The sequence below is a fragment of the Listeria sp. ILCC792 genome, from assembly GCF_900186135.1.
Lineage (GTDB): Bacteria > Bacillota > Bacilli > Lactobacillales > Listeriaceae > Listeria > Listeria goaensis.
Window position 1 is genome coordinate 19,006 of sequence record NZ_FYBO01000016.1, and the last position, 21,264, is coordinate 40,269.

At 42.1% G+C, this 21,264-nt stretch carries 17 protein-coding genes; 12 read left to right on the top strand and 5 right to left on the bottom strand.

Annotation, left to right across the window (positions count from 1 at the left end):
• Positions 1-177 precede the first annotated feature (177 nt).
• A complete protein-coding gene (locus CFS60_RS13170) occupies positions 178-1,755 on the top strand; it encodes a LapB repeat-containing protein (protein ID WP_088839360.1) in 1,578 nt (525 codons plus the stop codon).
• Between the two features lie 39 nt (positions 1,756-1,794).
• On the opposite strand, the gene CFS60_RS13175 is transcribed toward CFS60_RS13170, so the two are convergent.
• Positions 1,795-3,255, bottom strand: a complete 1,461-nt coding sequence (locus tag CFS60_RS13175; RefSeq protein ID WP_088810485.1) for a glycoside hydrolase family 1 protein — start codon at positions 3,253-3,255, stop codon at positions 1,795-1,797.
• A 183-nt stretch (positions 3,256-3,438) separates the two neighbouring features.
• Between CFS60_RS13175 and CFS60_RS13180 the strand changes: the two genes are divergently transcribed.
• Genes CFS60_RS13180 through CFS60_RS13190 form a run of 3 tightly spaced genes read left to right on the top strand, consistent with a single transcriptional unit; the run spans position 3,439 to position 5,408 of the window.
• Complete coding sequence (locus CFS60_RS13180; protein ID WP_088810484.1) at positions 3,439-3,966, top strand: TetR/AcrR family transcriptional regulator; 528 nt, start codon at positions 3,439-3,441, stop codon at positions 3,964-3,966.
• 56 nt (positions 3,967-4,022) lie between these two features.
• Positions 4,023-4,436 (top strand): MarR family winged helix-turn-helix transcriptional regulator, encoded by a 414-nt coding sequence (locus CFS60_RS13185; RefSeq protein WP_088825813.1) that lies wholly within the window; start codon positions 4,023-4,025, stop codon positions 4,434-4,436.
• 12 nt (positions 4,437-4,448) lie between these two features.
• Positions 4,449-5,408, top strand: a complete 960-nt coding sequence (locus tag CFS60_RS13190; RefSeq protein WP_088816087.1) for a ring-cleaving dioxygenase — start codon at positions 4,449-4,451, stop codon at positions 5,406-5,408.
• Positions 5,409-5,441: 33 nt separating this feature from the next.
• Here CFS60_RS13190 and CFS60_RS13195 read toward each other — a convergent pair whose 3' ends face one another.
• A complete protein-coding gene (locus CFS60_RS13195) occupies positions 5,442-6,296 on the bottom strand; it encodes a MurR/RpiR family transcriptional regulator (RefSeq protein WP_088816086.1) in 855 nt (284 codons plus the stop codon).
• Positions 6,297-6,456: 160 nt separating this feature from the next.
• Here CFS60_RS13195 and CFS60_RS13200 point away from each other — a divergent pair, with 160 nt between their 5' ends.
• Positions 6,457-7,473, top strand: coding sequence for an oxidoreductase (locus CFS60_RS13200; protein ID WP_088810480.1), 1,017 nt, complete (start codon positions 6,457-6,459; stop codon positions 7,471-7,473).
• A 1-nt stretch (position 7,474) separates the two neighbouring features.
• Positions 7,475-8,464, top strand: a complete 990-nt coding sequence (locus CFS60_RS13205) for a Gfo/Idh/MocA family protein (RefSeq protein ID WP_088810479.1) — start codon at positions 7,475-7,477, stop codon at positions 8,462-8,464.
• Between the two features lie 38 nt (positions 8,465-8,502).
• On the opposite strand, the gene CFS60_RS13210 is transcribed toward CFS60_RS13205, so the two are convergent.
• A complete protein-coding gene (locus tag CFS60_RS13210; protein ID WP_088839361.1) occupies positions 8,503-9,639 on the bottom strand; it encodes an ROK family transcriptional regulator in 1,137 nt (378 codons plus the stop codon).
• Between the two features lie 140 nt (positions 9,640-9,779).
• On the opposite strand from CFS60_RS13210, the gene yicI reads away from it, so the two are divergent.
• The 6 genes from yicI to CFS60_RS13240 all read left to right on the top strand — a co-directional run bounded on the left by yicI (position 9,780) and on the right by CFS60_RS13240 (position 18,892).
• Complete coding sequence (gene yicI / locus CFS60_RS13215; protein WP_088839362.1) at positions 9,780-12,041, top strand: alpha-xylosidase; 2,262 nt, start codon at positions 9,780-9,782, stop codon at positions 12,039-12,041.
• A 27-nt stretch (positions 12,042-12,068) separates the two neighbouring features.
• Positions 12,069-13,457, top strand: coding sequence for a glycoside-pentoside-hexuronide (GPH):cation symporter (locus tag CFS60_RS13220; RefSeq protein WP_088810476.1), 1,389 nt, complete (start codon positions 12,069-12,071; stop codon positions 13,455-13,457).
• Positions 13,458-13,468: 11 nt separating this feature from the next.
• Complete coding sequence (gene xylA / locus CFS60_RS13225) at positions 13,469-14,776, top strand: xylose isomerase (RefSeq protein WP_088810475.1); 1,308 nt, start codon at positions 13,469-13,471, stop codon at positions 14,774-14,776.
• Positions 14,777-14,787: 11 nt separating this feature from the next.
• Complete coding sequence (gene xylB / locus CFS60_RS13230; RefSeq protein WP_088839363.1) at positions 14,788-16,278, top strand: xylulokinase; 1,491 nt, start codon at positions 14,788-14,790, stop codon at positions 16,276-16,278.
• 93 nt (positions 16,279-16,371) lie between these two features.
• Positions 16,372-17,013 carry a histidine phosphatase family protein gene (locus tag CFS60_RS13235; protein ID WP_088816081.1) on the top strand — a complete coding sequence of 214 codons (642 nt, stop codon included), beginning with the start codon at positions 16,372-16,374 and terminating at the stop codon, positions 17,011-17,013.
• 358 nt (positions 17,014-17,371) lie between these two features.
• Complete coding sequence (locus CFS60_RS13240; RefSeq protein WP_088839365.1) at positions 17,372-18,892, top strand: flavocytochrome c; 1,521 nt, start codon at positions 17,372-17,374, stop codon at positions 18,890-18,892.
• A gap of 77 nt (positions 18,893-18,969) precedes the next feature.
• Here CFS60_RS13240 and CFS60_RS13245 read toward each other — a convergent pair whose 3' ends face one another.
• Positions 18,970-20,406 (bottom strand): glycoside hydrolase family 1 protein, encoded by a 1,437-nt coding sequence (locus CFS60_RS13245; protein ID WP_088810472.1) that lies wholly within the window; start codon positions 20,404-20,406, stop codon positions 18,970-18,972.
• Positions 20,407-20,554: 148 nt separating this feature from the next.
• Positions 20,555-21,235 (bottom strand): hypothetical protein, encoded by a 681-nt coding sequence (locus CFS60_RS13250; RefSeq protein WP_088810471.1) that lies wholly within the window; start codon positions 21,233-21,235, stop codon positions 20,555-20,557.
• Between the last annotated feature and the right edge of the window lie 29 nt (positions 21,236-21,264).

A 21,264-nucleotide genomic window follows, 5' to 3' on the forward strand; every position in this document is an offset into this window, starting at 1 on the left:
TGTGTCTGAGGAAAGATAAGTATACATTTAAAAATGGCTTAAATAGGCGATTTAGACCATGTCAAGAATATTTTGTTAAAAAATAATCAAATAAATCCTGAATTTCACAAAATTTTCATTGAATACGACTAAGAAGAAAGGTATTCTTATGGTACTAACCATCAGGAGGTTTAATGAATGGCAGTGAAGCAAAAAGCATTAACTTTTATGTTAGTGACAACAATAATGGCAATACCTTTTGTACCAGTTACAGTTTTAGCAGAAGAACCAATTGTTACAGAACAAGGGACAGAGATAGTCCAAATTCCAGATTTACAGTTAAAAAAATATTTAAATACTCAATTAAGGCAGGCGCAAGATGCGGATATTACACAAGCGCAATTGAATACACTCCGTAGTGTTTCACTTTCAGGGGATACCTACACAAATTTATCAGGGCTTGAACATGCGAACAATTTGACGGCGCTGTCTTTGTCGAATACGTCCAACATTGCGGATCTTTCAACAGTGACGGCGATTCCTAGCTTGACAAATTTGACGATTTCGGGTGCTTTTCTTACGGACGATAAATTACCGGACTTAAATAATGTGACGAACCTCGAATCTGTTAGTTTGAGTAATACGTCAAATACAAACGCAGTTTTTTCGAAAATAAATAAAATGCCAAACGTCGCGAATTTATATGTGCAGAATAACTATAACATCACAGATATTTCGGCTCTTAAAAGTATGCCGAAATTGAAAGTATTATTTGTGCAATTCGATGGCATTCAAGATTTACAATGTATTTCTGAGTTTCCAGCATTAGAATCGCTCGCGGCAACGGGGCAAAATACAGGGCGTCTTGATGCTCATAATAAAATTAAAAGCTCAGTACTCAGCTATGATGAAGCCAATCAAACAGTGTTTATTCCATTTTCGATGATGGTAAATCGCTTTACGCATTTTAATGGCTATCAACCACCGTTTACAAAATCGACTGCATCAAATCAAACATTTTTAGCATTTAATGATACAAGAGTGGATAATAGCCGCCTTTCTATAAATGATGAAGGCATTACGGTTAACGCGATGACAAAAGAAGACTTCGATAACCTTTCAGAAATCGAATATAATGCATTTTATGATAATGCGGCCGGAAGTTATGCAACACCAACATTTTTACAAGGCTATAATGCTTCGTCTGGCACGTATGACCAATATTTTGACATTGAACATTTTATTACTTTGACAGCAGATGAAGCTTATGAATATGACCAAAATCAACAAGTGACAGAAGCGCAATTTTTGCAAGATGTTCATGCGACAACCGATGATGGTTCACCAGTGACGAGTAATTTTGCACAAGTTGTTGATTTAACAACACCGGGAGTTTACGAAGTGACATTGAATGCTGAAAATGAAGCAGGTCTAAAAGCAACGCCTGTTAAAGTTCAAGTTACCGTACGAGAAGTTGCACCCGCACCAGTTGACCCAACAAATCCAGAACAGCCTGTGACACCAGCAACGCCCATTACACCAACAGAGCCAGAGAAACCAGAAACATCAAAAGCTGGCGAAATGGTTGTACCAAAAGAGACAAATGAGCAACAAAATACCATCATCACACCAAAAACGAACACCGAAAAACCAACAAAAAGCACACATCTTCTGCCTAAAACGGGGGATACAAATGGACTGCTTTATGTGGCGTTAGGTGGCCTTCTAGTACTAGGTGGGTTCGCTTTGTTTCGCCGCAAGAGAATATCGAAATAAAAAAATGAGGTTGGATTAATTCCAACCTCATTTTGCGTTTTAATCTAAATCCTCGCCGTTTGTTGCGATGACTTTTTTATACCAATTGAAGGAGTCTTTTTTCGAGCGTTTTAATGTGCCGTTACCTTCATCATCTTGATCAACATAAATGAATCCATAACGTTTTGACATTTCGCTTGTCGAAGCGCTAATTAAATCAATTGGGCCCCAACTTGTGTAACCGATTAAATCAACGCCGTCTTTAATGGCTTCTTTCATTTGAACGATATGTTTGCGCAAATAATCAATGCGGTAATCGTCATGAATACTGCCGTCAGCTTCAACAGTATCATAGGCGCCAAGGCCATTTTCAACGATGAAAAGCGGTAAATTGTAACGCGAGTAAAGGTCGTTAAGCGTCCAGCGCAAACCTTTAGGATCAATTTGCCAGCCCCAGTCGGAAGTCTCCAAATATTCGTTCTTTACACCGCCCATAAAGTTGCCAGCAGTCCGGTCTCCTTCGGGTTTTACGGTCGCAGAAAGGGACATGTAGTAACTAAACGAGATAAAGTCAACTGTATGTTCTTTCAAAATCTCGTCGTCTCCTACTTCCTTTTTAATCAAAATATTGTTCTCTTTAAAGAAACGATTCATGAAAGTCGGATAAGTTCCGCGAGCGTGCACGTCTGTAAAGAAAAGGTTCATTTGATTTTCGTACTGCGCTTTTAGAACGTCATCTGGATTATTAGTTGCCGGATACGTCGCCATGCGCGCAAGCATGCAGCCCACTTGTGAACCAGGAATGATTTCGTGGCAAAGTTTCGTAGCAAGTGCGCTTGCGACAAACTGATGATGCGCCGCCTGATAAGAAAGTTCGAGAGGGTTTTCGGCATCTTCCACTAAAACGCCACCGCCAGTGTAAGGGCTAAGTGAAATAACGTTGATTTCGTTAAAAGTTAGCCAATATTTAACTTTATCTTTATAACGTTTGAAAACGGTTTCGGCATAGTTCGTAAAGAAACCAATCACACGGCGGTCAGCCCAGCCGTTATATTTCAGCGTCAAATTAAGCGGCGTTTCATAATGCGAAAGAGTCACGAGTGGCTCAATATCATACTTTTTCAGTTCATCAAATACCGCATCATAAAAAGCAAGCCCTTTTTCATTTGGCACCGCATCGTCACCATTTGGGAAAATTCGCGCCCAGTTCAGCGATAAACGGAAAGTCTTAAAGCCCATTTCCGCAAATAACGCAATATCTTCTTTATAATGATGGTAAAAATCGACTCCGTCGCGTTTTGGGAAGCGGGCATGCGTTTCGCCTGCTAAAATGGCATCAATTTCCTTTTTTGTCACATCTAATGAAAAATCATTGCCACGTTCTGATTTCGGTACAAATTTGACCATATCCGCAGTAGACAAGCCTTTGCCATCTAAATTGTATGCCCCTTCAACTTGGTTTGCAGCCGTTGCGCCGCCCCACAAAAAGTTTTTCGGAAAACCATTTTTTATTTCCGTCATATTTGTCGCTCCTTCAATCATTAATTTGTTTACATTTTTATCATACTTTCTGTAATGCATTACATGTCAAGCATGAAATTTGATTCGTCATGTTTAGCAATTTCAAGCCTAAAACGGGATTACAATTGCTAAAAAAGCAATTCTTCGTTAAAATTTAGGAAAGAAGTGAACGGAGGAGCAAAATTGAGTAGCAGAGATTTAATTATTAAGTCTGCCATCGAAGTAATTTCAGAAGCAGGTATTCAAAATTACAGTTTAGCCAAAGTCGCTAAAAACGCTGGTATAACAAAGGCCGCCATCTTTTATTACTTCAAAAATAAAGAGGAACTTACAAAATCACTCATCGCACATACAATTGATGCCTACAACAAAATACTCACAGAGGAATACGAAAAGCGCAAAAACGCGTCTAAATATCCTTTTACAGAAGCTTATATTGCAGGAAATCTGCGTCAATTAGAAGACGATGATTTAATCGGTCTACACGCAGCACTCCTAGCGTCTGTCATCACTCTAGACGTCGATAATGAAGACTGGAACGCCGTTTATGATGCCGATCACGAACGCCTCATTCCTGAAATCGGCCCAGAAAACGCCAATTTTGTTCGCTACACCATTGATGGTATGTGGCACACGCATATTTTAGGCATTAAACAAGCCGACACGCAAAAAGTCGCAAAAACGCTCCTTAAATTCGTAAGCAAGTCGTAAAACTTGCTTTTTATTAAGTTTAGTACTAAACTAAAAATAAAAGGAGGCGATTTGAGATGGTAAAAACTGACGACCGACTAGGCGTTGTCCTTTGGTTTCGCTTAAGTCGTTTTTATAATCGCAATATGAAGCTCACCAATCAAAATTTTAAAGAAGCAGGCCTTTCAACGGCCATGTTCGACTGCATTGCTCAAATCGGTCCAGAAGGCAAGATAACACAACAAGAGCTTGGCAAAAAACTCGTTGTGACGAAAGGAAATATTACACAGTTACTCGTAAAACTCGAAACGCAAAATTATGTGCAACGCGAAAAAGTCGGGCGTGAAAAATTCATCATGCTAACGAAAAAAGGTGTCGCCTGCTACAATGAACTGGTGCCAAAGCAAGAAGCTTTTCAACAAAATCAGTTCAGCAAATTAACGCGCGAAGAACAAAAACAGCTACTTGATTTACTGAAAAAATTAAATTAGGGGGCAAAAAACATGGAATTATTAGGCTTACATCATATTTCCATTTTCACTGAAAACGCAAGACGAAATTTTGATTTTTATACAAAAGTATTAGGAATGCGCCTTGTAAAGAAAACCGTCAACCAAGACGATCCTTATACGTATCATTTATACTATGCGGACGAGATTGGCAACCCCGGCACAACAGTCACTTTTTTTGAAGTCCCTAACATGGCTAAAAATCGACTAGGCCGCAATCAAATTTCCGCGATGAGTTTGCGCGTCCCAAATGATGCCGCACTTGAATACTGGCATAAACGACTTGACGAGTTTCAAATTTTTCATAGCACCGGCGAGGCGCAATTTGGGCGGCGGATTATTCGGCTGAAGGACGTAGACGGCCTGACAATCCATTTAGTTTCTGATGAGGGGAATTCAGGCACACCAGCAGGTCATCCGTGGAAAGATGGGCCGGTTCCAATCGAATACGCCATTTCTGGTCTTGGTCCCGTGCGCATTTCGGTTTTAAAGAAAGAAAAAACCGACGCGGTGCTAACTAAACTCCTTGGCTTTAAACATGCAGGAGCTTATGAAGAAAATGAAAAATTGCTTACTGTCTATCAAACGGGAGCTGGCGGCACTGGAGCTGAGGTTCATCTTGAGGCTAGACCCGATTTAGAACAACACAATTTAGGTGCCGGCGGAGTACATCATCTAGCTTTTCGCGTGAAAGACGATGCCGAAATGCTCGCCTGGGTGGAACGAATTGCTGATTCCGGTTATCCAAACTCCGGCTTTATTGACCGCTTTTATTTCCACTCGCTTTACTTCCGCGAATCAAACGGCATCCTTTTTGAACTGGCAACAGACGGCCCAGGCTTCAACACGAATTTCGAAGTGGAACACGGAACTTATGTGGAACTCCCACCAAAATTCGAAAGCCGTCGCGAAGAAATTGAAGCACACTTAACACCACTTGATACTGATAAATAAAAGAAGCTGGATTCATTCAGCTTCTTTTTTAAGTTAAACATCATTCTCCTGAAAGAACGCTTGGTTTTTTGCAAGATATGTTTTGTTTTCGTCGTAATCCATTTGATAAAGCGCTGCGAAGAATACATTTAAGACGTAGTCAAAGGCGATTTGTGAAGCGAAAGTAGAAATTTTGAGCGCCGTTTTATCCTCCGATTTCGGAATCGAAATGCAAATATCCGCGAGTCTACTAAGTTCGCTCGTAGTATGTGAGGTAAGCAAAATGATGGGCACAGCGCGTTCTTTTAAAAATTTCGCCGCCGCAAGATCAAGTTTTGATTTCGCGTCATAACTTACAAAAACCGCGCAATCGCGTTCCGTCATATTTGCCGTATGAACCGCCCATTCCGCGCGCTTCGTAGCCAAAAACGTATAGCGGTTAATTTTCCACAGCTTATTTTGAAAACTCTCCGCCCGAATTTGCGAATCGCCCACCGCAAATAAAAAAATTCGCTCTGCCCCGTGTAGCCGCCGCGCTGCCTTGGCAAGTTTCGCCTCATCAAGCAAGTGAAAACTTTCCGAAACAGTCTGCTGCGTGAGCTCCATAATCTCGCGACTAATCGTGGAAAGCGAGTCCCCCTCCTTAAACGGCGTGTTCGGGTCAACATCAGCAGGCGAAAACTCGCGACCTTGAATTTCCTTCACAAGCGCAATTTTAAATTCTTTAAACCCCGAAAGACCTAATTTTCGAGTAAAACGGATGATGGTGGCATGCGATGAAAACGTCCTTTTCGCCAGCTCTTGAATCGTCAGAAGTTCCATTTTATCGGTGTTTTTAAGAATAAATGTTGCAATTGTTTTTTCAGTCGCCGTAAAATTCGCCATGTTTTTCATATTCGTTAAAATCATAAAAAAGCTCCTTTCATGAACTTTTTGTGCAAAAAATAAGTTTTCCGCAATACATTTAGAACCATTTTTCCTAAATGAACTGGCGCAAACATAATTGGTAGCCTTTTTCGCCAAATACTTATAAGATAAAAGTATCAAAGTGAAACGAGGAGGATTTAGTATGCTTACAATTGGATATATCGGGAACGGAAAAAGCACCAACCGATACCATCTACCATTCGTATTAGAACGAAATAACATTCGCGTTAAAACCATTTACCGGAGAAATCCAAGTCATGATGCTTGGAAAAAATTTGATCATATTCATTATACAACGAATTTGGAAGAATTACTGTCTGATTCGGAAATTCAAATGATTGTGGTAGCCACAACTCAGGAGTCCCACTTTGAATTTGCGAAGCAAGTTTTGGAAGCTCAGAAACATGTTTTAGTCGAAAAGCCGTTTATGATGACGTCCGAAGAGGCCGAAGAAATTTTTCAACTAGCGAAGGCGAAAGGTCTAATTGCGCAGTGTTACCAAAATCGCCGTTTTGATTCCGACTTTTTAACGGTGCAGCGCGTCATTGAAAGTGGGAAACTGGGCGACTTGTTGGAAGTGGAAATGCATTATGACTATTTTAGACCAGAAGTGCCCGAGTCGACGCACAAGTTTGAGTTTTATAACAGCTACCTATACGGCCACGGTTGCCACACCATCGACCAAGTGCTATCTTATTTTGGAAAACCGGACAAAATCCATTATGACGTCCGGCAATTGCTCGGCGAAAACCGGATGAACGACTATTTCGATTTGGATTTTTACTACAACATCTTAAAAGTCTCCGTCAAATCGAGCTATTTCCGTTTGAAAGGGCGCCCTAGCTTTGTTGTTTACGGTAAAAAAGGTTCTTTTGTGAAGGAAACGAAAGACCGTCAAGAAGAGCATTTAAAACTGTTCTACATGCCTGAAAATCCAGATTTTGGCATTGATTTACCCGAACATTACGGAACGCTGACTTATATAGACGAAAGCGGCGATTACCACGAGGAAAAAGTAATTTCGGAAGTGGGCGATTATGGTCGCGTGTATGATGGGCTTTATGAAGCCATTGTGAACGGGAAGCCGAAACAAGTGAAGGACGAGGAAACGTTACTACAAATGCAAATTTTAGAAAAAGGAATAGAGGAGTGTAAATAACATGAAATTAGGCATTGTTGGATCAGGAATGATTGTTCATGACTTGCTACCTGTTTTTGCAGAACTTCCTAAGATTACGCTTGCGGCGATTTTCGGGCGGGAGAAAAGTCGTGCGAAGCTTGAAGGTTTGCAAAAAGAGTATGGCATTGACAAGGTGCATACGGATTTTGAAGCATTTCTAACGGATGATTCAATCGATACGGTTTATGTGGCGCTGCCCAATCATTTGCATTTTTCGTATGCGAAAATGGCGCTCACCCATGGCAAACACGTCATTTGTGAAAAGCCCTTCACATCGAACGCCAAAGAGCTACAAATTCTTGTTGATTTAGCCAAAGAAAAAGGTCTCTTCTTAATCGAAGCGATTACCAATCAATACATGAAGAATTTTTTGGAAATAAAAAAACGGGTGAGTAGCCTTGGCGAAATGAAAATTGTGGAAGCGAACTATTCACAGTACTCCTCGCGTTATGATGCTTTCAAAGAAGGAAACATTTTACCAGCGTTTAATCGAGAAATGTCTGGCGGAGCCTTGATGGACTTGAACATTTACAATGTCCATTTTGTTGTTGGCTTGTTCGGTGCACCAAAAGATGTCCATTATTACGCAAACATGGCGAAAGGGATTGATACGTCTGGCGTTCTAGTGATGGATTACGGTAATTTTAAGGCGGTTTGCATTGGCTCAAAAGATAGTAAGGCACCAATTTCAGCGAATGTTCAAGGCGACGCGGGAACGATTCATGTGAACGGCTCGGTAAGTGTTTGCGATTCTTTTGAATTTTTGCCAAACAGCGGCGAAGATGAGCATATTGATGTGAAGGATAGCGAACATCGCATGTACGACGAATTCGCAGCGTTCCAGCGTATCATTGATGAAAAAGATGCGGACGAAATGCTCCGCAAGCTTGTGCACAGCCAAATTGTGATGGACGTTGTGACGAAGGCGAAAGCTTCAGCGGGTCTGGTATTTACAGCAGATGAGGTGTAATAAAAAGCAGTTTCCTATTATTCAGGAAACTGCTTTTTTTATGAATCTAAGAAGCGCTTTATAACTAAATAGCCAGCACCGTATAAGATGGCTTCCTCGCCTAGGTGGGAGGCTTTTATTTTGATGTTTTTTGATGTGAATGAAGTGAGTTTGGCTTCGATTTGGTTGGTGAAATCGGGTATAAGTCGCGAAATTTCACTGTTTATAAAAACAACTTCTGGGTTGTAGAGCGCCGTCACGTTTTGGATGCCAATTGCTAAGTAGTGAATCATATTTTGTACGACGCGCACGGCCGTTGCATCTTTTTCCAAAAAAGCGCGGCATAAATCTACGACGAGTGCGTTTTCGTGTCCAGATAGTTCTTTATATGTGTCCAAAGTGTTTTTTTCGGAAGCGTAGCACTCCAAGCAGCCATTTGCGCCGCACGGGCATGAGCGGCCGTTTTCAGTCACAATAGTCATATGGCCGATTTCGCCAGCGTAGCCGTTTATGCCGGTATAAAGTTGATTGTCCAAAATAACGCCGCTTCCCACGCCAGAATGAATGCTGATGCTCACAAGGTTCGTGTAATTTTTTTCTTTTGTATGGTCAGAAACTGCTAATAGATTCGCTTCATTTTCCACATACACCGGGCAGGCAAATTGTTCGCCGAGTGTATTTTTGAAATCCAGAAAAGCCAAATCATATGCTGGTGTAAATTGAATTTGGTTGTCTAGTACAATTCCGTGAATCGCGATTAAAATTCCTACAACCCCAAATGGCGCTTTTGGCAAGCTGGAAAGAAATACATCAAGTTTTTCAGAAAGTTCCTGAATAATCGTGTCCCGCTTGATGGTCTTAAAAGGAAACAACTCCCGCTTATAGGCAGTGCCGTCTAAACGCTGCACCATCACGTCAATGTAGTTGTAGCCGATGTCAACGCTGACGGAAAAACCCGCTTTGGCATTAAGCTCAAGCATGATGGGCTTTCGGCCGCCTTGATTTGTACTTTCGCCAATGCCAACTTCATTAATAAGTTTTTGTGTCATCAATTTTTTTACGATATCAGAAATGGTTGCTTTATTTAAACCGATAGTCTCCGCAAGTTCGGCACGCGAAAGCGGCCCTTTTTGCGCAATTTTATTTAAGACGATTCGTTCGTTTGATTCTCTAATTCCTGCACGACTAGTAAACATTCGTTTCCCCCGCTTTCTCTTTTTATTTTAGCAAAAAGGCTTGACAAAAGAAACCGTATTCCTTTATATTATTGTTAGTTAGTTTATCATGCTAACAAACTTAAACTTTTGCAAACGTTTGATGAATGGGAGGAAAAGTCATGAAATTTACAGATGGGATTTGGCTCGTCAAAGAAGGTTACACAATTCACACGCCAAAAGAAATTTTTGATTACAAAATGAAAGCGGATTCAGTTGAGGTTTATGCGCCGTTTAAGAAAATTGAAACTCGTGGCGACACATTGAATTTAGGAATGATGACGGTCGGTTTAGAAACACCAAAAGAAGATATTCTCAAAATCACTTTAAAACATCATGATGGGGGACTAAAAAAAGGTCCGGAATTTCCAGTCAAGAAAAGCAAACGAGAGCTAGAAACAACGGATACGCAAGAAAAAATTGTCGTTCAATCTGGCGCCTTAAAAGCCGAGCTCGATAAAACGAGCTATAAAATTGCGTTTTTCGGAAATGATACGCTCCTTACAACATCTGATATAAACGGACAAGGTTACATTGAAACGGCGGACGGCAATTTTATGCGCGAAAGGTTGAACCTAGCAGTCGGCGAAAACATCTACGGTTTAGGCGAGCGGTTTACGAACTTTGTCAAAAATGGGCAGACGGTTGATATTTGGAATAAAGACGGCGGAACAAGCAGCGACCAGTCCTATAAAAACGTCCCTTTTTTCATAAGTAATAAAGGGTATGGCGTTTTTGTGAATCACCCGGAACACGTATCGTTTGAAATTGGGACAGAGCACGTGTCGAAAAATCAGTTTAGTGTGGCAGGCGAGACGCTTGAGTATTATGTGATTTACGGGCCGACAATGGCCGATATAGTCCAGAAATATACAGATTTGATGGGCAAACCAGCACTGCCGCCAGCATGGTCGTTCGGTTTGTGGCTCAGCACATCGTTTTGCACGGATTACGACGAGGAAACGGTCAATCGCTTCATAGATGGCATGAAAGAACGCGATATTCCACTTGAAGTGTTTCACTTTGATTGCTTCTGGATGAAAGACTTTGAATGGTGCAATTTCGAATGGGATAAGCGAGTGTTTCCGAATCCAGAAGCGATGTTAAAACGTTTGAAGGAAAAAGGGTTGAAAATTTGCGTCTGGATAAATCCTTATATTGCGCAAAAATCGGCTTTATTTGCGGAAGGGAAAGCGAACGACTATTTCATTAAACGTAAAGATGGTTCTGTTTGGCAGTGGGATTTATGGCAGGGCGGCCAGGCGGTGGTCGATTTTACGAACCCGGAAGCGAAAGCGTGGTACTTGTCGAAACTAGAAGCGCTCATGGATATGGGTGTGGACGCGTTTAAAACGGATTTTGGTGAGCGAATTCCAACTGACGTTACATACTTTGATGGATCTGATCCTGAAAAAATGCACAATTATTATGCGTATCAATATAACGAGGCGGTGTATGAGCTCTTAGAACGCAAGAAACCAGGCGAGGCTGTTGTGTTTGCAAGGTCAGCTACAGCGGGTAGTCAGAAATTTCCCGTTCATTGGGGCGGTGACTGCTTATCGACGTATGAATCCATGGCGGAATCGCTTCGAGGCGGCTTGTCCTTCATGCTATCTGGTTTTAGCTTCTGGAGTCATGATATCGGCGGCTTTGAAGAAGGCGCGACGCCAGATATTTACAAACGCTGGACGCAATTTGGACTTTTATCTTCTCATAGTCGCTATCACGGCAATGTCGAATACCGCGTTCCGTGGGTGTTTGATGATGAGGCGACGGAAGTAACGCGCAAATTTACGAAGCTAAAACTGCGTTTAATGCCGTACTTGTTCCGTCATGCGGTGTTGGCACATCAAACGGGCATTCCAATGATGCGCCCGATGGTGATGAGTTTTCCGAAGGATTTGACGGCGCAAACGTTGGATCGGCAATATATGCTCGGTGACGCGCTCTTAGTGGCCCCGATTTTCAATTCTGCGGGTAGAGGTGAATTTTACTTGCCGCAAGGGAAATGGACGAACATTTTAACCGAAAAAACATATGAAGGCGAAAAGTGGTACAGCGAAACGCACGATTATATGTCGTTTCCACTGCTTGCGAGAGAAAACAGTGTGATTGTGATGGGCAGAGAAGGTGAGCGCGCCGAGTACGATTACGTGGCGAACCCAGAAATCCACGTATACGGTTTTGACGGGGCGGACGTTTCTGTCACAGAGCCGATTTTTTCTAAAGCGGGTGAAGAAGTGGCGCGTGTCACGGTGAATAAACAAGCAGATGTTGTTTCTGTTGATGTAGAAAACATCGCACATTATTCTGTTGTTTGGCATAAGCCCGGTTCGGGTGATGTACTGCATTTTGAGGGAGCAAAAAATCTTCGTCTGAAGTAAAAAAATTAAAAAAGTGAGGGTAACGAAATGGAAGCAACTGAACGTATAAAAGAGGCAGCACCTCTGAAAGCAATGGTTCCATGGAAAGAAAGAATTAGTTATGGCTTAAGCGACACAGCATGTAATTTAGCATTTCAAGTTATCGGAACGTATTTAATGTTTTTCTATACGGATGTTTATGGCATTAGTGCGGCGGCAGTGGGAACGCTGTTTTTAGTCGCACGTGTCATTGACGCGTTTGACGGACCAATCATTGGGATTTTTATTGACCGAACACATACAAAATGGGGGAAAAGCAGGCCGTTTTTTTTATGGTTCTCCATTCCGTTTGGCTTGATGTGTGTGCTCACATTTACAACGCCAGACTTATCGGACGGCGGAAAAATTGTTTGGGCATATGTGACGTACATTTTAGTCGGCATTTTTTATTCATGTGTGAATTTGCCAATTACATCGATTTTGCCAAGTTTGACGAACAACCCGAAAGAGCGGACAGTGCTCGGAACTATTCGCCAATTTGGTGGCACGCTCGGGCAAATTATCGTAACCGTTTTCACCTTGCCAATTGTGGCGCTACTCGGTTCTGGCGACCAGCAAAAAGGCTTTTTCCTAACGATTTTGCTCTTTTCAATCGTCGCTGTTGTTTTACTTTTAAATACTTTCGTCAACACAAAAGAGCGCGTCACTAACGTTCAAAAAGTGGTGCGCGTCAAGGATAGCGTCAAAGCAATGAAGCGTAACTGGCCGTGGATGATTATGATTCTAATGAACTTCATTTACTGGATGGCGATGACGATGAAAAATCAAACGACGGTGTATTTCTTTAAATACAATCTCGGTCGTGAAGATTTAGTGCCCATCATTATGGCGCTCGCATTTGGATCGCTTCTGACATTATTATTTACACCTGCTGTCGCTGGACGAATTGGTAAGCGAAACACGATGGTGATGGGGCTAGCGCTTGCAATTGTTGGCCAAGTCATCATGGGTGTCGGGGCACACAATTTGAGTATCGCGATTATTATTGTTGGGGTTATCATTAATGCTTTTGGAACTGGTTTTATTTCCGGATTGTTATCCGTTATGCTTGCCGACACAGTTGATTACGGCGAATGGAAGAACGGTGTACGCGCCCAAGGGCTATTGACATCGGCTTCTAGCTTTGGGGCAAAATTTGGTATGGGTATCGGCGGTGCCTTGACGGCTGGAATTTTGGCGATGGGCGGTTATCAGGCGAACCAAGTTCAAACCGACGCATCCCTTCGTGCCATCGAATTTAATTTCGTTTGGATTCCAATTGTTGGCTTTGCCATTGCAGCTATCGCACTATTTTTCTACCGAGCTGACAAACAGGAAAAACAATATTTAGTAGAGTTAGAAGAACGAAATCGCGCGTTTAGAGAAAACGAAAAATAAAGGAGAAAATGATGACTTATTTTAAACAAATCGAAAAAATTAATTATGAAGGTGTAACTTCCGAAAATCCATTTGCATTTAGACATTACAATCCAGAAGAGGTTGTTTTAGGAAAAACGATGAAGGAGCATTTGCGCTTTGCAGTCGCTTACTGGCACACCATGACGCAAGACGGATCTGACCCGTTTGGTGCGGCAACGAATGTTCGCGATGTACACGGGGCAACGGAAATGGAGCTCGCGAGAAATCGGGTAGACATGTTTTTTGAGATTTTGGAGAAGCTAGGCGTGGAGTATTTTTGTTTCCATGATGTGGACATTGCGCCAGAAGGCAACTCCCTTCAAGAATTCATGCGCAATTTAGATGAAATCACGGATTTAATTCAGCAGAAAATGGCGCAGACGGGCATCAAATTGCTATGGAATACGGCAAATTTATTTACGCACCCGCGCTTTTTAAACGGAGCTGCTTCGACGAATAATGCGGACGTATACGCCGTCTCAGCCGCCCAAATTAAAAAAGGCCTCGATATTAGTAAAAAACTAGGCGGCAAAAATTACGTCTTTTGGGGCGGCCGTGAAGGCTATGAATCGCTTTTAAATACGGATATGGGATTTGAACAGGCGAACATGGCGCGGATGTATAAAATGGCGATTCGTTATGCGAAAGAAATCGGTCACGACGTACAATTTTTAATCGAGCCAAAACCAAAAGAACCAACGAAACACCAATACGATTTCGATGCGGCCACAACAATGGCTTTCTTACAAAAATACGGTCTCGAAAATGATTTTAAATTGAATTTAGAGGCGAACCATGCAACGCTTGCTGGCCACACGTTTGAACACGAATTAAATGTGGCGCGCACCTACAACGCGCTCGGATCGATTGATGCGAACCAAGGCGATCTGCTGCTCGGCTGGGATACCGACGAGTTCCCGACAAATGTGTATGACACAACGCTCACGATGTATGAAATCTTGCAAAACGGCGGAATCGCGCCAGGCGGCATTAATTTTGATGCCAAAGTTCGCCGCAGTTCATTTGCGATGGAAGACCTTCTGCTCGCACACATCGCTGGCATGGACACGTACGCACGGGGATTAAAAGCAGCAGCAAAACTTACAGAAGAGCGCTTTTTTGAAAAAATTAAGGAAGAACGATACGCAAGCTTCCGCGAAGGAATTGGCGCACGCATTTTGAAAGGCGAGGAAGACCTAGAAACGCTAACTGAATATGCGCTAGCAAATGAGGAAGTCAAAAACGCGTCAAGCCACATTGAATATGTGAAGTCACGCTTGAACGATTATTTAATTTAAAGGAGAAAAAAATGGGTTATGTGTTAGGTTTAGATTTAGGAACGAGCGCGTTAAAAGCGGTTTTGATGAGTGAAGCGGGCGAGCTCATTGCAGACGCCGCAAGCGATTACCCGCTAATTAGTGAGCGAAGGGGCTACAGCGAGCAAAATCCGGCTGAATGGGTGCGTGCCTTAAAGGTGGTATTTCAAGCGCTTCACGAGGCGGTGCCTGATTTAAAGGCGGAGCTTCTAGGCATTAGTTTTTCGGGGCAAATGCACAGTCTTGTTGTGATGGACAGCGAGATGGAAGTGGTGCGCCCGGCCATTTTGTGGAATGACGTCCGTACAACGGAGGCGTGTAAGTATATTCGGGAGAAGATGCCTGACATTAAATCGATTACGCGAAATGATGTGCTGGAAGGCTTCACGCTCCCTAAATTGGTCTGGCTTGCTCAAAATGAACCGAAAACATGGGATCAGGCGGCGCATTTTTGTTTGCCAAAAGACTATTTGGCCTACATTTTAACGGGCGAACTTTGCACCGATTACTCCGACGCAGCCGGCACACTGCTCCTTGACGTCCAAAAGAAAACCTATTCAGAGGAAATCTTAACCGCGTTTCAAATCCCAAGGCAAACGCTACCAAAACTCGTTTCATCAACGACTTGCATCGGAACGGTCACACCGGAACTCGCGCGGCAACTCGGGATTCAAACGAGCGCGAAAGTGTTCATGGGCGGAGCGGACAACGCAGTAGCTGCAATTGGTGCCGGCATCACAAAACCAGGTCTCGCACTGTCGAGCATTGGAACGAGTGGCGTCTTCCTAAGTTTCGAATCGGACATTTTGGAGGCCGACGCGTCACCGTTACATTTTTTTAACCATGTAGAAGAAGGGTCTTTTTATTCAATGGGCGTGACGCTTTCTGCGGGCAATAGTTTGAACTGGTTTAAGCGGGAATTCGCGCCAGACGAAGATTTTGACGCATTTTTTGAAGGGGCTAAGAAAATCCCAGTTGGTGCGGAAGGCTTGCTGTTTACGCCGTATATAAGCGGTGAGCGCACCCCGTACACGGATAGCGAGATTCGCGGTGCTTTTATTGGCATTGACGGCCAGCATACGCGCAGTCACTTCATGCGCGCGGTTATTGAGGGCATTACTTTTTCACTGCGTGATGCTTTTGAGCTGTTAAAACTGGCAGGACGTGATGCGGCGGAAATCGTTGCAGTTGGCGGAGGTGCCAAAAACCCGCTATGGCTTCAAATGCAAGCGGACATTTACAACCGAAATGTGCGAACGCTAACGAGTGAGCAAGGTCCGGGCCTTGGGGCCGCTATGATTGCCGCTACAGGGCTCGGGATTTATCCGGATTTAAATGCATGCGCGGAAACTTTTGTCACGTATCAAGGTCAATTATATACGCCAAATGCGCAAAATGTAGCAAAATATGAAAAAATCTATCTGATTTATCGCGAAATTTACAAGGCGACTAAATCGCTTTCAACAAGTCTAGCCAAGCTTTAAAGCCGAAAATGAGCGAAATTCGTCCTCTTTTAAAAAAATAGATGGAGTGGTACAATAATATCTATTAGTGTTTGAATTATAGGAGGAAATGAATTGGAACAAGGCAAATTGACAATTTATTTTGTAAGACACGGCAAAACAGAATGGAATTTAACTGGACAAATGCAAGGCTGGGGAGACTCCCCGCTTGTATCTGAAGGGAAAAATGGTGCGATTTTAGTCGGCGAGGCACTTCAAGATATTCCTTTTAAAGCAGCTTATGTGAGTCCAAGTAAACGTACACAAGATACAGCCAAATACATTTTAAGTGGAAAAAAAGTCCCGATTCACCTTACCGAAGAGTTTCGTGAGATGAGCTTTGGCTCATGGGAAGGCGTGCGTGTCAGCGAACTAGATGTTCAGTTTAAAGAAGCGCGTGAAGCGATGCTACATAGCCCAGCGACATTTGACGCAAGCGAAAATGGCGGCGAAACTTATTATGAGCTAGAAGAACGCGTTCAAAAAGGCATGCAAAAGCTTATTTCTGAACAAAAAAGCGGTCATATTCTCGTCGTTTCTCACGGCATGACGTTAACGCTCCTGATGTATCTTTTAGGAGGCGGAAAAATGTCAGACCACCGCGCAGAAGGCGAACGAATTTTAAATACAAGTATTAGTAAAGTCGAATATGAGAATGGCCAATTTAATATCGTACAACTTAATGACACCGCGCATTTAGACAAGGCGCGCGTATAATTTAATAAGAAAAGTTAATTTTCATGAAATCCCAGATGGGGAGAAATATCGTAAACTGTGCAAAGAGCAGATGAAATTAAAGCGAATTCTAAAATTGTTTTGTATAAGAAGCTTAATTTCGAGCCAAATGTATTTACGAAATAAAAGCCGCTATCCTAAAACAAGGATAGCGGCTTTTATTTTCGATGTGTTTAAACTTGGAATAAGTATATTCATACTAAAGATAGTTTCATTTTTGTTTTTTTGAGCACTTTTTTTGTGAATTCGCACACAAGGAGTTTATTTTATGTTATGCTTGTTCATGTGTTCACAAGGTAAGGGTATAAACGTGAAAAAGGGAAAAAACGGAGGTTTAACAATGAAAAAGAAATTATTAGCTACACTTATTTTTATCCTTTCTATCACACTCGTCCTAGCAGGGTGCGGGTCCAGTGATAAGTCAAACGAGAAAAGTAAGGCTAGTGAAAAAGAGGAAGCTACGGAAGCAAATTCAGGAGCATCTCAAGCGAGCTATACATCACTAGATAAACTGGAAGACCATTACGACATCATTATCATCGGTGCAGGTGGTGCAGGAATGTCCGCAGCACTTGAAGCAAAAGAAAAAGGCTTAAACCCAGTTATTTTCGAAAAAATGCCAGTTGCCGGAGGAAATACGTCCAAAGCATCGTCTGGTATGAATGCTTCAGAAACTAAATTTCAAAAAGAACAAGGGATTGAAGACAGTAACGACCTCTTTTATGAGGAAACTTTAGCAGGCGGACACGGAACGAATGATAAAGAAATGCTACGCTTCTTTGTAGATAACTCCGCCGACGCAATTGATTGGCTCGATTCAAAAGGAATTACGCTAAATAATATTACCATTACAGGCGGAATGAATGAAAAACGGACGCATCGTCCAGAAGACGGTTCCGCAGTAGGACAATATTTAGTAGATGGCCTGTTAGAAAATGTGAAAAAAGAAGAAATTCCAACGTTTGTCAATGCAAATGTAACGGAAATTACTGAAAAAGATGGCAAAGTAAACGGCGTGAAAGTCGTGTTCAATGATAAGACGAAGAAAAATATCACAGCAGACGCAGTTGTTGTTACTACCGGTGGATACGGTGCTAATGCTGAATTGATTGAAAAAGTTCGTCCAGATTTAAAAGGTTATGTTACAACGAACCAAGAAGGTAGTACTGGCGATGGTATCAAGATGATTGAGAAACTTGGCGGTACAATGGTTGATATGGATCAAATTCAAGTTCACCCAACGGTTCAACAAGAAAAATCGTATTTAATTGGGGAAGCAGTTCGTGGTGAAGGTGCCATCTTAGTTAATAGCGACGGCAAGCGTTTCACAAATGAACTAGACACACGAGATAAAGTGACTGCTGCTATTAATAAATTGCCAGAAAGAACGGCTTATTTAGTTTTTGATGCAGGCGTAACAGAACGTGTGAAGGCAATTAAGCAATATGAAGAAATGGGCTTTGTGAAAAAGGCGGATACGATTGAGGCTTTAGCTAAAGAAATTGATGTTCCAGCTACTGACTTGGAAGCAACATTAAATACATGGAACCAAAGTGTAGCTAGTAAAAAAGATGCTGAATTTGGTCGTACGACAGGTATGGATAATGATTTATCCAAAGCGCCATATTATGCGATTAAAATCGGTCCAGGCGTCCACTACACAATGGGCGGTGTGAAAATTAATACGAATACGGAAGTGCTAAATAAAGAGGGGCAACCAATTACCGGGTTATTCGCGGCTGGAGAAGTAGCTGGCGGCTTACACGGAGAAAATCGAATCGGCGGAAACTCGGTGGCGGAAATTATTATTTTCGGTCGCCAAGCCGGAATTAAATCAGCAGAATTTGTGAACGCACAATAAATTGAAATGCCCTTATCAAAAAAGTAGGATGGCCGAAGTGCCATCCTACTTTTTTTGATTGTCGTCATCAACTTTTATTATAATTCTTCACCATTTGTTTCAATCACTTTTTTATACCAGTAGAAGCTATCTTTCGGGATACGCGTCATCGGTGCATCGTCAGACACATCGCGGTCCACATAAACGAAACCATAGCGCTTTTGATAGCCGTTCAACCAGCTAAGCAAGTCCGTAAAGCTCCACGTGCAGTAGCCAAGCATATCCACGCCGTCGCTAATCGCATCACGAATCGCCGTCACATGACTCGCCAAATACTCGATGCGATATTCATCGTGAATTTGCCCGTCCTCCAGCTTATCAAATTCACCTAAACCATTTTCTGTGATTAAAATAGGAAGTTGATAGCGGCTGTTAATGCGGCGCAAGGCAATTTGTAAACCTTTCGGGTCAATAGTCCAGTCCCAATTTGTCGTTTTCACAAATGGATTAACCAGTTTTTTATAAACGCCTGGTACCCCTGTTTCCTTCGAAGTCCCTTTTTTACCCGTCGTATTCATTTCATTGCTCATGCCAACACCGTCAAGCGGGTTGTAAGCAACTGTTGCAGACTGATAATAATTGACGCCCATAAAATCAGGTTTGCCAGCGCGAAGCAATTCCATATCGCCATCTTCAATTGTAGGCGCAATGTCTTGTTCCACTAAATATTTCCATACTGCACTTGGATAGCGACCATATGCGTAAACGTCCATCCAAAAATAACTATTCAATTCTTCCGCATCATCGGCTGCTTGAACGTTTTTTGGATCCGTATCAATCGGATAGTGAGGCGTGTAGGCAAAACTTGGTCCGATTTTACCATCAGGAATAATTTCATGGAAAGCTTGAATCACACTAGCATTCGCCAAGTTTGCAATATGGTTAACAGCATACATCCGTTTTGAATCTGAAACTTTTGGCGGGTGAAGCGCCTGTCCGTAGCCCATTCCAACAAAAATATTTTGCTCGTTTAAAGAAACCCAATATTTAACACGGTCGCCGTAGCGCTTAAATAGCGTAATCGCATAATTAGTAAAATCACGAATGACTTCGCGTGATTCCCAACCGCCGTATTCATCAAATAGCGCTTGCGGAATATCCCAATGATAAATCGTAACAAGCGGTTCAATATCGTATTTTAATAACTCATCAATTAAGTCATCGTAAAATTTCAAGCCAGCTTCGTTTAATTCCCCTTTACCTTGTGGGAAAATACGCGACCAAGCAATCGAAAAGCGGTATGCTCTTAGTCCAGCGTCCGCCATGAGTTTCACGTCCTCTTTATAGCGATGGTAATGGTCAACCGCTACATCACCATTTGTTCCTTCATAAGTCGTGCCGGGAATTCGTACGTAGTTGTCCCAAACAGAAGGTCCTTTACCATCTGTATCCCATGCACCTTCAATTTGATAAGCAGCAGAAGCTGAACCCCATAAAAAATCTTTCGGAAAACTTGTCCGTTTTTTGTGTTCCATTTAAAATCCTCCTCAAATCATTAATCATAAAACACATTACTTCTTTATTTTAAAGTATAATCTTTTCAATTGGAAGTGAAAGAGTATGCTAGGAAAATAGCAAACACCCCTATAACCTTCAGGCTAAGGGGTGATCAGTAAGGCAAATTTAATTTGGATATATCTCTAATGTTGTTACATCTAGGCTCTTATCAGTAGAGAATTTATAAGTTGCATGATCTACTGTCACTTTCGTAGTACTGTGTTTCTTATGACTAGCGTCGAAAGTATCTAAAACTTTATCTAGCTTATCTTCTGAGCCAACCGCACGCATGACCGCTTCAATGGCGTTTTGGAAATTGTCATAATCGTAAATACCCATGTCAAGCTCGGTACTGGGCGCATAAACGAGAGAAATAGCCATTACGTTGTTCCCGTCACAGGCAATATTAAATCCAGTCGTCACTTTTGTATCCGCTTGCGGGGCACCAGGTAGCGGAAGTGTAAACTGGTCTTTCAGCACCTCATAATCAACCAATGTTTTTTGTTTCGGAATTGTAAATGAATTTGTTGCTTCTTCGCCCTCTTTTTTTGCAATGATTTCATACGACGCTTTAGAGGTTGTCCGTGGAACATGGATAGCAAACCTGCCGTCTTCTGCAATTGCCTTTTCTTCATTACGAGCCGCATCTGTAAACGTTATCTCAGCGCCTACATCAGTTGTTCCATAATAGGTTAAATCATAGCCATTTTCGGGTGTTTGATTAATTTCGAGAGGAAGCTCCCCACATCCTCCCAAAAGACTTGTTGCTAGCAAAGCTGTAAATAAAATTTTTCTACGATGTTTCATCTAACGACCCCTTCTACTGTTGTATTTAT

Bases quoted from the DNA above. Each gene is read 5' to 3' on its own strand.
- CFS60_RS13175 (WP_088810485.1), bottom strand. From the start codon at position 3,255: ATGACGGAAATAAAAAATGGTTTTCCGAAAAACTTTTTGTGGGGCGGC.
- CFS60_RS13205 (WP_088810479.1), top strand. From the start codon at position 7,475: ATGAAATTAGGCATTGTTGGATCAGGAATGATTGTTCATGACTTGCTA.
- CFS60_RS13250 (WP_088810471.1), bottom strand. From the start codon at position 21,235: ATGAAACATCGTAGAAAAATTTTATTTACAGCTTTGCTAGCAACAAGT.
- CFS60_RS13185 (WP_088825813.1), top strand. From the start codon at position 4,023: ATGGTAAAAACTGACGACCGACTAGGCGTTGTCCTTTGGTTTCGCTTA.
- CFS60_RS13220 (WP_088810476.1), top strand. From the start codon at position 12,069: ATGGAAGCAACTGAACGTATAAAAGAGGCAGCACCTCTGAAAGCAATG.
- CFS60_RS13195 (WP_088816086.1), bottom strand. From the start codon at position 6,296: ATGATTTTAACGAATATGAAAAACATGGCGAATTTTACGGCGACTGAA.
- CFS60_RS13170 (WP_088839360.1), top strand. From the start codon at position 178: ATGGCAGTGAAGCAAAAAGCATTAACTTTTATGTTAGTGACAACAATA.
- yicI (WP_088839362.1), top strand. From the start codon at position 9,780: ATGAAATTTACAGATGGGATTTGGCTCGTCAAAGAAGGTTACACAATT.
- CFS60_RS13210 (WP_088839361.1), bottom strand. From the start codon at position 9,639: ATGTTTACTAGTCGTGCAGGAATTAGAGAATCAAACGAACGAATCGTC.
- CFS60_RS13200 (WP_088810480.1), top strand. From the start codon at position 6,457: ATGCTTACAATTGGATATATCGGGAACGGAAAAAGCACCAACCGATAC.
- xylA (WP_088810475.1), top strand. From the start codon at position 13,469: ATGACTTATTTTAAACAAATCGAAAAAATTAATTATGAAGGTGTAACT.
- CFS60_RS13190 (WP_088816087.1), top strand. From the start codon at position 4,449: ATGGAATTATTAGGCTTACATCATATTTCCATTTTCACTGAAAACGCA.
- xylB (WP_088839363.1), top strand. From the start codon at position 14,788: ATGGGTTATGTGTTAGGTTTAGATTTAGGAACGAGCGCGTTAAAAGCG.
- CFS60_RS13240 (WP_088839365.1), top strand. From the start codon at position 17,372: ATGAAAAAGAAATTATTAGCTACACTTATTTTTATCCTTTCTATCACA.
- CFS60_RS13245 (WP_088810472.1), bottom strand. From the start codon at position 20,406: ATGGAACACAAAAAACGGACAAGTTTTCCGAAAGATTTTTTATGGGGT.